At 67.5% G+C, this 11860-nt stretch carries 15 protein-coding genes; 5 read left to right on the forward strand and 10 right to left on the reverse strand.

Annotated features, from left to right (window positions below):
• From G3N96_RS34650 to G3N96_RS34670, 5 genes are all read right to left on the reverse strand, one after another.
• Window positions 1-154: ATP-binding cassette domain-containing protein (locus G3N96_RS34650; RefSeq protein WP_241022962.1), on the reverse strand; the 154-nt coding region annotated here is incomplete at its 3' end.
• An 84-nt stretch (window positions 155-238) separates the two neighbouring features.
• Window positions 239-424: a hypothetical protein gene (locus G3N96_RS34655; protein ID WP_206139985.1), complete on the reverse strand. Its 186-nt coding sequence runs from the start codon at window positions 422-424 to the stop codon at window positions 239-241.
• Between the two features lie 253 nt (window positions 425-677).
• On the reverse strand, window positions 678-1145 hold the full coding sequence (locus G3N96_RS34660; protein WP_206139986.1) for a nucleoside deaminase: 468 nt from the start codon (window positions 1143-1145) through the stop codon (window positions 678-680).
• 107 nt (window positions 1146-1252) lie between these two features.
• The gene (gene cynS / locus G3N96_RS34665; protein ID WP_089428464.1) at window positions 1253-1723 is read right to left on the reverse strand and encodes a cyanase; all 471 of its coding nucleotides are present in this window, start codon (window positions 1721-1723) and stop codon (window positions 1253-1255) included.
• 36 nt (window positions 1724-1759) lie between these two features.
• A complete protein-coding gene (locus G3N96_RS34670; RefSeq protein WP_124580639.1) occupies window positions 1760-2419 on the reverse strand; it encodes a carbonic anhydrase in 660 nt (219 codons plus the stop codon).
• A 113-nt stretch (window positions 2420-2532) separates the two neighbouring features.
• Between G3N96_RS34670 and cynR the strand changes: the two genes are divergently transcribed.
• On the forward strand, window positions 2533-3462 hold the full coding sequence (gene cynR / locus G3N96_RS34675; protein WP_206139987.1) for a transcriptional regulator CynR: 930 nt from the start codon (window positions 2533-2535) through the stop codon (window positions 3460-3462).
• Between the two features lie 107 nt (window positions 3463-3569).
• Here cynR and G3N96_RS34680 read toward each other — a convergent pair whose 3' ends face one another.
• The gene (locus tag G3N96_RS34680) at window positions 3570-3773 is read right to left on the reverse strand and encodes a hypothetical protein (RefSeq protein WP_206139988.1); all 204 of its coding nucleotides are present in this window, start codon (window positions 3771-3773) and stop codon (window positions 3570-3572) included.
• Between the two features lie 34 nt (window positions 3774-3807).
• Window positions 3808-5127, reverse strand: coding sequence for a DUF3422 domain-containing protein (locus G3N96_RS34685; RefSeq protein WP_124580633.1), 1320 nt, complete (start codon window positions 5125-5127; stop codon window positions 3808-3810).
• Between the two features lie 161 nt (window positions 5128-5288).
• Between G3N96_RS34685 and G3N96_RS34690 the strand changes: the two genes are divergently transcribed.
• The gene (locus G3N96_RS34690) at window positions 5289-6164 is read left to right on the forward strand and encodes a LysR family transcriptional regulator (protein ID WP_089428468.1); all 876 of its coding nucleotides are present in this window, start codon (window positions 5289-5291) and stop codon (window positions 6162-6164) included.
• On the opposite strand, the gene G3N96_RS34695 is transcribed toward G3N96_RS34690, so the two are convergent.
• From G3N96_RS34695 to G3N96_RS34705, 3 genes are all read right to left on the reverse strand, one after another.
• Window positions 6165-6725 (reverse strand): hypothetical protein, encoded by a 561-nt coding sequence (locus tag G3N96_RS34695; protein ID WP_206139989.1) that lies wholly within the window; start codon window positions 6723-6725, stop codon window positions 6165-6167.
• Between the two features lie 140 nt (window positions 6726-6865).
• Window positions 6866-7216: a hypothetical protein gene (locus G3N96_RS34700; protein WP_124580629.1), complete on the reverse strand. Its 351-nt coding sequence runs from the start codon at window positions 7214-7216 to the stop codon at window positions 6866-6868.
• Between the two features lie 232 nt (window positions 7217-7448).
• On the reverse strand, window positions 7449-8369 hold the full coding sequence (locus G3N96_RS34705; RefSeq protein ID WP_206139990.1) for a LysR family transcriptional regulator: 921 nt from the start codon (window positions 8367-8369) through the stop codon (window positions 7449-7451).
• A gap of 324 nt (window positions 8370-8693) precedes the next feature.
• On the opposite strand from G3N96_RS34705, the gene fae reads away from it, so the two are divergent.
• Genes fae through G3N96_RS34720 form a run of 3 tightly spaced genes read left to right on the forward strand, consistent with a single transcriptional unit; the run spans window position 8694 to window position 11794 of the window.
• Window positions 8694-9218, forward strand: a complete 525-nt coding sequence (gene fae / locus G3N96_RS34710) for a formaldehyde-activating enzyme (RefSeq protein ID WP_011356415.1) — start codon at window positions 8694-8696, stop codon at window positions 9216-9218.
• Window positions 9219-9266: 48 nt separating this feature from the next.
• The gene (locus G3N96_RS34715; protein ID WP_124580625.1) at window positions 9267-10289 is read left to right on the forward strand and encodes an aldo/keto reductase; all 1023 of its coding nucleotides are present in this window, start codon (window positions 9267-9269) and stop codon (window positions 10287-10289) included.
• Window positions 10290-10342: 53 nt separating this feature from the next.
• Complete coding sequence (locus G3N96_RS34720; RefSeq protein ID WP_206139991.1) at window positions 10343-11794, forward strand: NAD-dependent succinate-semialdehyde dehydrogenase; 1452 nt, start codon at window positions 10343-10345, stop codon at window positions 11792-11794.
• Window positions 11795-11860: the final 66 nt, after the last annotated feature.

Consider the following 11860-nt stretch of genomic DNA (forward strand, 5'->3'; position numbering starts at 1 on the left):
GCAGCAACGTCGACTTGCCGCAGCCCGAGCTGCCGAGCAGCGCGAACAGCTCGTTCTTCGCGATCGTCAGGTTCACGTTGTCGACGGCGGTGCTGTCGCCGAATTTCTTCACGACGTTTTCGATGCGCACGAAGGCGTCGTTCGGCTTGAGCATGTCGGTCGCCGGGCGATGCAGCGCATCAGGTGTACTGAATGAATCCCGTTTCATGATGGTCCGTTGTAAGCAGGTAAGCGAATCTCAGGCGTCAGGCGCGACCGGCTGGGCAGCCGCACGGTGCTGGCGGAGAGGAATCGAGCGATTCCTCGTCCGGAACATATGGCGCAACGAAACAGGGGTGGGGAAACGCACGGCGATCGGCAGCCATCCGTGGCGACCGACCGAGGTCGCTGCGCAAGCTGTCGTGAAGATTTCATCGGTTTTCATCGGGCTTTCCGCACGTTTCTGTCGTCTCCAGTGCGAATTTTTAAACCCGTCAAAAAGCTTTTGGATCGCGGATTTCGGTTCCGGACATTGAACGGGATCGATGTTTGGCGAGGCGGGGAAACGGGGGCACGCGCCGGCCCCGTGCGGCGGCGCGGGCGCGCGGCGGCATGGGCGCCGCCGGGTGAAACGGAGGGTGGGGAAAACGAGCAGCCGGGCGGCTGCCACACGCGGCCGGTGCGCCGCGCGGGTTGCGTCACTTCGCGTTCAGTTCGTTCCAGCGCCGGTAGACGTTGATCGCATCGCCGTGCTTCTGCTGCACCATCGGCAGCCGGCGTTCGTCGATCGGCTTCGCATACTCGGCGTAGAACGTGTCGAGCTCGAAATACTTTCGGTCGTCGCGGTAGAACGGCGCGTAGTCCTCGCGCGTCGTGACGTAGACCACCCGCTTCGGGCTGCAGTAGTACAGCGAACCGAGGCACATCGGGCACGGGCTCGCGAGTATGTAGATCTCGCAGTCGCTCAGGTGCTCGGTGCCGAGCGTGCGGCACGCCTCGCGCACCGCGAGGATCTCGGCATGCGCGGTCGGGTCGCGGGTCTGCGCGACGAGGTTCGGGCTTTCCGCGACGATCTCGCCGTCGCGGACGATCACCGTCGCGAACGGGCGGCCGCCCTCTTCCACGTTCTTCATCGCAAGATCGATCGTGCGTTTCACAAAATCCATGGCTGCGTCCTCGTTGAAACGGAATGGCGGGAACGTGCGCCGGCCGCCGGCCGATGCACGTCGGGCGGGAACCTGCGCGGCACCGCTGCCACGGCGCCGCGCCGGCGTCAGAACGGCTTGGTCGGCAGGTACTTGCCGTCGAGCGTGATCACCGCGCGCGAACCGCCTTCGGGATCGTCGACCTTCTTCACGTCGAGCCGGAAATTGATCGCGCTGATGATGCCGTCGCCGAACTTCTCGTGAACCAGCGCCTTCAGCGTCGTGCCGTACACCTGCAGCATTTCGTAGAACCGGTAAATGGTCGGGTCGGTCGGCACGCGATCGTCGATGCTGCCGCGCAGCGGGATCATCTGCAGCAGCAGCACCGCGTCGTCGTCGAGGCCGAGCTTGTCGGCAACGCTGCGTGCGGCTTGCGCCGGCAGCGCGTGCTGGCCGAGCAGCGCGGCCGTCACGAACGCTTCGCTCAGGCCCGTGCCTTCGGTGAGCTGCGCGAACGACAGATTCTTGCGCGCCTTCGCGAGCACGATGGTTTCGGCAAGCGCGTGGCGGGCGGTCTGGCTGTGCTGGGACTGGATCATGGCAATTCCTCGTGGTGGGGTGGGAGCAATCCGGATTCAGGCCGCGACGGCAAGCGTCGCGGGCGTGGCGCGGACCTCGGGATGGTCCGCCAGGGAAACGAACCGGCCGGTCGCGCCGTCGAAGGCGTCGATGCAGCCCGATTCGATGTCGTAGACCCAGCCGTGCAGCGCGAGACGCCCTTCTTCGAGCGCGAGCCGCACGGCAGGGTGCGTCTTCAGGTTCGCGAGTTGCGCGACGACGTTCTCGCGCACCATCGAGTCGATCCGCTCGCGTTCGCCGCGATGCGTGCGTGCCTCGTTCACGACCCGCGCCGAATCGGCGTAGCGCAGCCAGTGGCCGACGGCCGGCATGTGATCCATGCACTGGCAGGTGGCGATCGCGGTCATCGCGCCGCAATCGGAATGGCCGCAGATCACGACGTCGGTCACGCGCAGCGCGGCCACCGCGTATTCGACCGACGCCGATACGCCGCCCGGCTCGGGGCCGTACGACGGCACGATGTTGCCGGCATTGCGGATCACGAACAGGTCGCCCGGTTCGCGCTGCGTGACGAGTTCGGGCACGAGCCGGCTGTCCGAGCACGAGATGAACAGCGCCCGCGGGTTCTGGCTGCGCGCGAGATCGCGGAACAGCGCGGCGCGTTCCGGATAGGCGTCGCGCTGGAACTTCAGGAAGCCTTCGATGATGTCCTTCATCGTGTGTTCTCCGGTGCAGGTGGAATCGATGAAGGGCAGGTTACGCCGGACTTCCAATAACGTAAAAGACTGATTTATGATCTGCCCGATAAGCAGGACTTATAGGAACCGCCATGCTGTTGCGCCATATCCACTACTTCCTCGCCGTCGCCGAGCATCGCAGCTTCACGCGCGCGGCCGCCGCGCTGCATGTGTCGCAGCCCGCGCTGTCCCAGCAGATCCGCCAGCTCGAGGAGACGCTCGGCGCGCAGCTGTTCGACCGCACCGGGCGCGCGACGCGGCTGACCGACGCCGGCGACGTGTATTTCCGCTATGCGCGGCAGGCGCTGCACGATCTCGCGGAAGGCCGGCGCGCGATTCACGACGTGCAGGACCTGAGCCGCGGCTCGCTGCGGATCGCGGTCACGCCGACTTTCACAAGCTATCTCGTCGGGCCGCTCGTCGAGGCATTTCACGGCCGCTATCCGGATGTGTCGCTGTCGGTGCGCGAGATGTCGCAGGAGCGCATCGAGGCGCTGCTCGTCGATGACGAACTCGATGTCGGCATCGCGTTCGAGGACGTGCAGACGGCGGATATCGAAGCACAAACGCTGCTGGTCGAAACGCTCGCGCTCGTCGTGAACCGCGCGCATGCGCTCGCCGGGAAACGCAAGGCCGGCCTGCGCGCGCTGCACGATGCGCCGCTCGTGCTGCTCACGGCCGAGTTCGCGACACGCGCGCAGATCGACCGCTATTTCCGCGCGCACGACGTGCGGCCGCGCGTGTTGATGGAGGCAAATTCACTGGGGGCGGTGATCGAGATCGTGCGCCGCACGAATCTCGCGACGCTGCTGCCGGCGACGATCGCGGCCGGGCACGACGATCTCGCTGCCATCGCGCTCGATCCGGCCGTCCTGCGGCGCACGGCCGTGCTGCTGCAGCGCAAGGGGGCGTACCGAAGCGCGGCCGCGCGCGCGTTCGTCGAACTGGCGTTGGCGCAGGGGGCGGGGAAATCGAATGGGGAAAGCATCGCGCGTGCGACGCGCAAAAGGACGCCCGGCTGAATGCCCGTCATGCTGAACGGCGGGAAAAGCCGGCGCGCGCGGACGTCCGACGTTTCACTCGAACGAAACGCCCGCGTTGCGTTGAACCGACGCGAAGCGACCGCGCGTCAGTTGTACCCGAGAATCGCCACCGCCGCGACGTCCGGCCGATCGATCGTATTCCCGACGAGCGACGTCATCGGCTCCTGCAGCACGGCTTGATACGACGTGACGCGCGGCTCGTCCGACGCACCCGGCTCATCCATTGCCGGCTCATCGAACGCGGCATCGAAACCGCTGAAGAACGCCGCTTGCTTGTACGAAAAAGTCATCTCCATTCCTTTCATTGATTGTGTTTTAGATGTTCTAACCAGCCTGCTTCGACACCGCCGCATGCACGGGCGCGCCGTCGTGCGCAGCCTCCGATCGCGCTAGCTGCGCGCGCGTGCGCCGCGTGATGTGAATCACCGCGAACACGACCGGCGCGATCAGCAGGCCTTCCGCCAGCTCGGGATCGACCGGCAGGTTCATCACGTGCAGCGCCTTGAACGCCGCCGTCGCGAGCGACAGCACGTAGTACGAAATGGCCGCTACCGACAGCCCTTCGACCGCGTGCTGCAAGTGAAGCTGATTGCGCGCGGTGCGCTCCATGCCCGCCAGCAGGCGCGTCACGTCCTTTTCCTGGGCAAGGTTCACGCGCGTGCGCAGCAGGTCGACCGCTCGTGCGATCCGCGCGGCGATCTGCTCGTGGCGCGCCCAAACGCTGCGGCAGGTTTCCATCGCGGGCGCGAAGCGGCGCTCCATGAATTCGGCGATCGTCGGCATCCCTTCGATGCGCTCCTCGCGCAGCTCGTGGATGCGTGCCAGCACGAGCTTTTCGTATGCCCGCGATGCGCTGAAACGTGCGCCCGATCCCGACAGCGATTCGACCCGCACCGCGAGATGCGTGAGCTTGACGAGCAGCGCCGTGTCGTCGCCGTCCGCGCCGCTTGCGTCCATCCGCTGCATCAATGCATGCAGCGCCGCGTGGATCTCGTCGAGCTCGCGGCTCATCCGGCGCGCGACGGGCAGCGCGAGCAGCGCCATCATCCGATAGGTTTCGATTTCATACAGGCGCTGCAGCAGCCGGCCGCCCTGCTCCTCGCGGAAATCCTCGTCGACCACGAGAAAGCGCATGAAGCCGTCGTCGCGCACATGCCAGTCGCAGAACACCTTGCCGCCGCCGAGCACGTTGCTGCCGACGAGCGCGGGCCCGTCGATCCAGCGGCGCAGGTCGCCGCACACGAGCCGCGCGGCGTCGCCCGACAGCAGCTCCATGCGCACCGCGACGAAGCGGATGCCGGCGAGCCGCGCGAACCACGCGGCCGGAATGCCTTCGATCGCGAGATCGTCGAAATAGCCGGTGTCGCGACGCGGCGCGACGAACGTGAAGGTCGAGAATTCGGTGTGACGCTCCCACTTCAGGTGCCAGCCGCTCGGCGACTGCACCGCGTAGTGCGTCGCGCCTTCGTGCGGCGCGGCGATGCCGGTGTCGCGGCACAGCGCGTGCAGCAGCGTTTCGTGGATGTCGGGCTGACCGTCCGCATAGATCGCGTAATGCGTGAGCGACACGGCTTCGGCGAGCCGCAGGAACGGCCGCGCATGCAATTCCGCGGCCAGTGCGGCGCGCAACGGATGGTCCATCATCGAGACACCACGCTTTCCTGTTCAGTGCTGCACGCCGGCTCGGCCGGCCCGAACGCCGCGCCACCCTCGGGTGAAACGTCAACGTGATCGCACTATGGCAGACACACAGCAACAATAAAAACGCATAATGCTGATCGTTACGTTCAGCTTTTCTGATACTTATGAAGATGCTCGATCACGACGTGCTGGCCACCGTCGTCGCCGTCGCGGAAACCGGCAACATGACCCGCGCCGCCGAGGCCGTGAACCGCTCGCAGTCGGCCGTGAGCATGCAGATCAAGAGCCTGGAAGACGCGATCGGCCGGCCGCTGTTCGTGCGCAAGCCGCGCAGCATCGTGCTGACGCGCGAAGGCGAGGTGCTGCTGGGATTCGCCAGACGAATGCTGGCGCTGCGCGACGAGGCCTGGGCGGCCGTGGTGCGGCCGGAAGTGACCGGCAAGGTCGTGATCGGCGTGCCGGACGACTATGCGTCGTCGCTGCTGCCGTCGGTCCTGAAGAAATTCTCGGCGACCTACCCGAAGGTCGAGATCCAGGTGATGGGGCTGCCGAGCAGCGCGCTCGCGCCGCTGATCAAGGACGGCACCGTCGATCTCGTGTGCGGCACGCGCATCAAGGGGCTGTCCGGCGACTTCATCCGCCACGAGCCGATGGCGTGGGCCGCGATGACGAACGGGCCGCGCGTGTGGGAAGAGCGGCCGCTGCCGATCGCGGTGTTCATGCCGGGCAGCGTCGCGCGCGAGAACGCGATCCGCAGCCTGGAGCGCGCGAAGGTGCCGTACCGCACCTCCTATGAAAGCCCGAGCCTGCTCGGGCTGCTCAGCATGGTCGAGGCCGGCCTGGCCGTCGCGCCGCTCGCGCGCTGCGCGATTCCCGCGCAGCTGTCGATGCTCGGCCGCTCGCACGGGCTGCCCGACCTGCCGCCGCTCGAGCTGATCCTCGCGCGCAGCACCAAGTCGAAGCGGCCGCCGTGCGACTTTCTCGCGGAACAGCTGATGGAAGACCTGCAGCGTCAGACCGGGCAGACCGGCGAAGCCTGATCAGCGCGTCGCGCCGAACCCCGCCGCGCTCAGCGCCGCGTTGACGTTCGCGGCGATCGTATCGACGAGCGCCTCGAGCGTGTCGCCGCGCACGTGCCGGTGTTCCGGCGCGACGTGCTCCTTGCGTTGCCAGCCCCACTGCGCGCCCGCCGCGACCGACAGCGTCGCGCCGAACGCGTTGCCGTGGCGGAGGCCGAAGGTGTTCACGTGCCGTCCGGCCACATAGTCCTGTTCGGGCAAATAGAGCCGGATCTCGACCGCGACCTGGTCGCGATCGTTGACGCGCGCGGCCGGGCTGACCGTCGACGCGAACGTCTTGCCGATCCGCCAGGTCACGCAGGTTTCCCACGCCGCGAGCGGCCCGCCGGCCGCGTCGACCCGTTCGGTGTCGACCGACCACTGATGCCGCTCGGGCAGGACGATCGCCTGGTGCAGCAGCACTTCGGCCACGCGCACCGTCGTCACGAGCTGACGCGCGAGCTGCTGGCCCGACGGCAGCGACGCCGTCCTTACGCGACGGCTTTCCGGCCGCGCGACAGGTACTGCTTCCATGAGGCCCATGACCCCTCCGTATTCAGGATCGGCGCCGCGCACGCGATGTCGCGCGCCTGTCCGCCGCCTGCGGGCGGACGGCACGGCGACCGGCACTCGGGCGGCGGATCGGACAACCATCCAGGAACGAGCAACAACCGTTCCCCGACTTACCGCGCGTTCGGCCCGAGGCGCAAGCGGCGGGCGACCGGCCCGATCACCGCATCGGCCTGCTGCGCGATCAGCATGTGCAGCGTGAAATCCAGGTCTTCCGGCGCGATGTCGAAGTGCACGTGCACCACGTCGCGCACGGCGCGCGCGCTGACGACGTACACGCCGAGCGGCGAATGCAGCAGCGCCGCGAGGCGGATGTGCGCGGCTTCGCCGGAGGCGGCCGTCAGCGTGACGGGCAACTGCAGGCGCGGGCGCGGCGGCGGGAACGGAATGACGTTGTCGGGTGCGCCGGCGCGCAACGGGCGGCCGGCGACATGGAAGGCGGGAACGGGACGAATGAAGGTCATGGAGCGGACGGAAGCCGTCTCGGCTGTTCGACACGTCCCCAGCTTAGAAGAGACGACATAAACATCGTGCAAAAAAACGTGCCGCCGATGCAAAAAACGGCATGGGGGGACACATCACATCACCGGCCGGTGACCGGCGGCCGGCGATGCGGCCGTCATCCGCGCACGGTGACCGCGCGCCGCGGCTCGCGTCACCCTCATCTGCGCCCCGCTCTCCTGTGCGTTGCTCCCGTTACGCGGCAAACGCCTCGAGCGACGCGCGCCGCCGCTCGTCGACCATCGATTCGATCAGCGACACCAGATCGTCGGTCAGCGGATCGCAGATGCCCGGCGAGCGATGCAGTTCGAGGTCGGCCGCCGGGAGCGACGGAAAGCCGTCCGCCTCGTCGAGCACGCGCCAGTTCTCGGGCAGCGTGCAGCGGTCGATCATCGTCACGGCCGCGCCGTGGTTCACCGCGATCTTGATGCCGGTCGGGCTCTGGCTCGTGTAGACGACGTGAAACGACCGGTCGGCGGTCGCGAGCGCCTGCAGCCCGCGCTGCCGGTAGCAGCACGTTTCCGGGAACAGCGCGAGCGGCACCGACGCATGGCGGTCGAGCGCGAAATCGCGGTGCGCGGCCCACACGACGTCGTGCCGGCCGAGCACGCGCCCGCCCGCGCCGGGCCCGTGCCGCACGACGAGCGCCACGTCGAGCTCGCCGGCCTGCAGCCGGTCGAGCAGTTCGAGCGACATCCGGCAATGCACGTGCAGGCGCGCGCCCGGCCGCATCGCATAGAACGACTTCAGCAGGTCGGGCAGCCACAGCTCCGCGTAGTCCTCCGGCAGCCCGAAGCGCACGACGCCGCGGTCGCTGCTCGCCTGCTTCAGCGCGAGGATCGCGTCGTTCTGCACCTGGATGATCCGGCGCGCATGGATCAGGAAATTCTCGCCGTCGCGCGTCAGCTCGAGCCGCCGGCTGTTGCGCATGAACAGGTGCGTGTCGAGCCGTTCCTCGAGCGTGCGGATGCGCAGGCTGATCGTCGATTGCGTGCGATGCAGTTGGCGGGCCGCCGCGGTGAAGCCGCCGCTTTCGACGACCGCGACGAATGCCCGGATCAGTTCCGGATCCAGCGAACTGAGCTTCGACCAATCGGGCTTTTGAATGGCAGCCATCGAAATTACTCGCTTTCGAAAAAAGTAGGGAAGACGAAAGATACGGCTCGGAGTACGCCGATTGTTGTCCGGATGCGCTCGGCCCTCCAACCCCTGCCCGGGTATGACAAACCCGGAGCCGGTACGCGCATGCCCCCCGCCGATCCCGCCCCGCCCGCCGTCACGACCACGGGCGAGGCCCGCCCGGCGGGCATTCGCGGGCCGGCTTCAGGGCTTTCCCGGAGACGACGAAAACTCATGGCCCGATCAGAAAACATCGATTCACCGGCCGCCTCACGGCCGACCACAATCGCCTCACCCCCACCTCATCGACGAGACACCGCAATGACCGCATCCCAACCCAGGCAGCTTTACATCGGCGAAGGCTTCGAAGGCCCCGGCGTCAACCTCGCGCACATCAACGTGCTGGTCGGCCCGCGCAATGGCCCGGCGGGCCAGGCGTTCGCCACCGCGCTCGCGACGCCGTCGGCCGGCCATGCGCCGTTCGTCGTGATCGCGCAGCCGGGCGTGCCGACCAAGCCGCTCACGCTGTACGTGAACAAGGCGCAGATCGCCAGCGATTTCCACGGCAATGCCACGTGGGGCGCGTCGCAGGCCGGTATCGCGAAGGCCGTGGCCGAAGCGCTCGAGAACGGCACGCTGCCGCCCGAAGCGGAGAACGACTGGGTCGTCGTGTCGGCGAACTGGGTGAACCCGCAGACCGACGATCTCGACGCCGTGTTCGAGAACAACTACCGCGCGTGCCGCAACGCGATCGTCGCCGCGATGGAAGGGCTGCCGCATCGCGACGCGGTGTTCGCCGCCGCCCGCGACGTGTCGAACCCGTTCTACACCCCGAAGAAAAACTGACGACGACAAGCGGCCGACGCGCGACGGACGGCCGCATCTGGAGGAAACATGGAATACGTCCGCCTCGGCCAGTCCGGCCTGAAGGTGTCCCGCCTGTGTCTCGGCACGATGAACATGGGCACCCCCGAATGGAAGCCCTGGATCTTCGACGAAGCGCGGAGCGAGCCGATCGTGCGCCGCGCGCTCGACGCCGGCGTCAACTTCATCGATCTCGCGGATTTCTACTCGACGGGCGTCGGCGAGGAAGTGGTCGGCCGCATCCTGAAGCGCAACGCGCGCCGTGAGGAGCTCGTCGTGACGACCAAGGTCGGCTACGACATGGGCAGCGATCCGAACGCGGGCGGCCATTCGCGCAAGCACGTGCTCGACGGCATCGACGGGTCGCTGAAGCGCCTCGGGATGGATTACGTCGACATCTTCATGCTGCACTTCTTCGACGTGAACACGCCCGTCGAGGAAACGATGAGCACGCTGCACGACATCGTGCGGACGGGCAAGGCGCGCTATATCGGCGTGTCGACGATGTACACGTGGCAGTTCGCGAAGATCATGCAGGCTTGCGAACGAAACGGCTGGGACAAGCCGATCAACATGCAGCTGCAGCTGAATCTCGCGTATCGCGAGGAAGAGCGCGAGATGGTGCCGTACTGCATCGACCAGGGCGTCGGCGTATCGGTGTTCAGCCCGCTCGCGCGCGGCTTGCTCACCTGCGAGCCGCAATCGACGCGCAACCAGACCGACTTCTTCACCGCGCAGATGTACGGCGATGCGTCGTCGCTCGCGATCGCGGCATCGGTCGCGAAGGTCGCGAAGCGCCGCGGCGTGCCGCCCGCGCAAATCGCGCAGGCATGGGTGCTGAGCCGCCCCGGTATCGCGAGCATGCTGGTCGGCGCGGATTCCGTCGCGCAGTTCGACAGCGCGCTCGGCGCGCTCGAAACGCAGCTCACCGACGAAGAGCTGCACGAGCTGGAACGCAACTACACGCCGTGCGACCTGATCAACGACTACACGGCCGGCAAGCGCATCGCGCGCGAATCGCGTCCGGCGCAGGGCAGTTTCGCGACGGAATGAAGCACGGATGCACTGAAGCACGAAGCTCCGAGGCACTGAAGGAACGACACACAATGAACGAATTTCTGAGGACCGGCCATTTCATCGGCGGTGAATGGCACGAATCGCATGGCGCGAGCGATGCAACCTATCCGGTGCTGAACCCGGCGACCGGCGAGACGATCGCGAAGGTCGCGAAAGGCGGCGCCGACGACACGCAACGCGCAATCGATGCGGCGGCACGCGCGTTGCCGGCATGGCGCGCACTGACCGCAAAGGAACGCGGCGCCCGCGTGAAGCGCTGGGGCGAGCTGATGCTCGACAACCGCGACGCGCTCGCCGAGCTGCTGACGCGCGAGCAAGGCAAGCCGCTCGCGGAGGCGCGTGGCGAAGTCGCGTACGCGGCGAGCTTTCTCGAATGGTTCGCGGAAGAAGCGAAGCGCATGTATGGCGACGTGATCCCGAGCCCGAAGCCGAATGCGCAGATCGTCGTCACGCGCGAACCGGTCGGCGTGGTCGCGGCGATCACGCCGTGGAATTTCCCGCTCGCGATGATCACGCGCAAGGCCGGCCCCGCGCTCGCGGCCGGCTGCACGATGGTGTTGAAGCCGTCCGAGGAAACGCCGCTGTCGGCGTTCGCGCTCGCGGTGCTCGCCGAGCGCGCGGGCGTGCCGGCCGGCGTGTTCAACGTGGTGTCGGGCGACGCGGTCGCGATCGGCGAGACGCTGACGAGTTCGTCCGTCGTGCGCAAGCTGTCGTTCACGGGTTCGTCGCGGGTCGGCAAGCTGCTCGCGAAGCAGTCGGCCGACACGCTGAAGAAGCTGTCGCTCGAACTCGGCGGCAACGCGCCGTTCATCGTGTTCGACGATGCCGATCTCGATGCCGCGGTCGAAGGCGCGATCGCGTCGAAGTTCCGCAACACGGGCCAGACCTGCGTGTGCGTGAACCGTTTCCTCGTGCAGGACGGCGTGTACGACGCGTTCACGCGCAAGCTCGCGGATGCCGTGCGCAAGCTGCGTGTCGGCAACGCGCTCGCAGGTGAAGTCGACCAGGGGCCGCTGATCAACGAAGCGGCGCTCGGCAAGGTCGAGCGGCACGTGGCCGACGCCACCGCGAAAGGCGCGCACGCGCTCACCGGCGGCAAGCGTCACGCGCTCGGCGGCACGTTCTACGAGCCGACCGTGCTGACCGGCATGACGGCCGACATGCTGATCGCCGAAGAGGAAACCTTCGGCCCCGTCGCCGGCTGCTTCCGCTTCGCGACCGAGGAAGAAGCCGTGGCCGCGGCCAACGACACGCCGTTCGGGCTGTCCGCTTACTTCTACACGCGCGACCTCGGCCGTGCATGGCGCGTGTCGGGTGCGCTGGAGAGCGGGATGGTCGGCGTCAACGACGGGATCATCTCGACCGAAGTCGCGCCGTTCGGCGGCGTCAAGCAATCGGGGCTCGGCCGTGAAGGCTCGAAGTACGGCCTCGACGAGTACGTGGAACTCAAGTACACGCTGATGGCCGGCCTCGGCCGCTGACCGCCGGCCGCTCCCCGCGGTCGACCCGCGCCGCGCGCCGTCCGGCCGCGCGGCGGCCTGCTGACG

This window comes from Burkholderia sp. Se-20373, from assembly GCF_017104705.1.
Lineage (GTDB): Bacteria > Pseudomonadota > Gammaproteobacteria > Burkholderiales > Burkholderiaceae > Burkholderia.

What these genes read in the sequence shown, in the direction of transcription:
- G3N96_RS34690 (WP_089428468.1), top strand. Translation starts at nt 5,289, where the DNA reads ATGAAGATGCTCGATCACGACGTGCTGGCCACCGTCGTCGCCGTCGCG.
- G3N96_RS34715 (WP_124580625.1), top strand. Translation starts at nt 9,267, where the DNA reads ATGGAATACGTCCGCCTCGGCCAGTCCGGCCTGAAGGTGTCCCGCCTG.
- G3N96_RS34700 (WP_124580629.1), bottom strand. Translation starts at nt 7,216, where the DNA reads ATGACCTTCATTCGTCCCGTTCCCGCCTTCCATGTCGCCGGCCGCCCG.
- G3N96_RS34660 (WP_206139986.1), bottom strand. Translation starts at nt 1,145, where the DNA reads ATGGATTTTGTGAAACGCACGATCGATCTTGCGATGAAGAACGTGGAA.
- G3N96_RS34685 (WP_124580633.1), bottom strand. Translation starts at nt 5,127, where the DNA reads ATGATGGACCATCCGTTGCGCGCCGCACTGGCCGCGGAATTGCATGCG.
- cynS (WP_089428464.1), bottom strand. Translation starts at nt 1,723, where the DNA reads ATGATCCAGTCCCAGCACAGCCAGACCGCCCGCCACGCGCTTGCCGAA.
- G3N96_RS34720 (WP_206139991.1), top strand. Translation starts at nt 10,343, where the DNA reads ATGAACGAATTTCTGAGGACCGGCCATTTCATCGGCGGTGAATGGCAC.
- G3N96_RS34705 (WP_206139990.1), bottom strand. Translation starts at nt 8,369, where the DNA reads ATGGCTGCCATTCAAAAGCCCGATTGGTCGAAGCTCAGTTCGCTGGAT.
- G3N96_RS34680 (WP_206139988.1), bottom strand. Translation starts at nt 3,773, where the DNA reads ATGACTTTTTCGTACAAGCAAGCGGCGTTCTTCAGCGGTTTCGATGCC.
- G3N96_RS34695 (WP_206139989.1), bottom strand. Translation starts at nt 6,725, where the DNA reads ATGGGCCTCATGGAAGCAGTACCTGTCGCGCGGCCGGAAAGCCGTCGC.
- G3N96_RS34655 (WP_206139985.1), bottom strand. Translation starts at nt 424, where the DNA reads ATGAAAACCGATGAAATCTTCACGACAGCTTGCGCAGCGACCTCGGTC.
- cynR (WP_206139987.1), top strand. Translation starts at nt 2,533, where the DNA reads ATGCTGTTGCGCCATATCCACTACTTCCTCGCCGTCGCCGAGCATCGC.
- fae (WP_011356415.1), top strand. Translation starts at nt 8,694, where the DNA reads ATGACCGCATCCCAACCCAGGCAGCTTTACATCGGCGAAGGCTTCGAA.
- G3N96_RS34670 (WP_124580639.1), bottom strand. Translation starts at nt 2,419, where the DNA reads ATGAAGGACATCATCGAAGGCTTCCTGAAGTTCCAGCGCGACGCCTAT.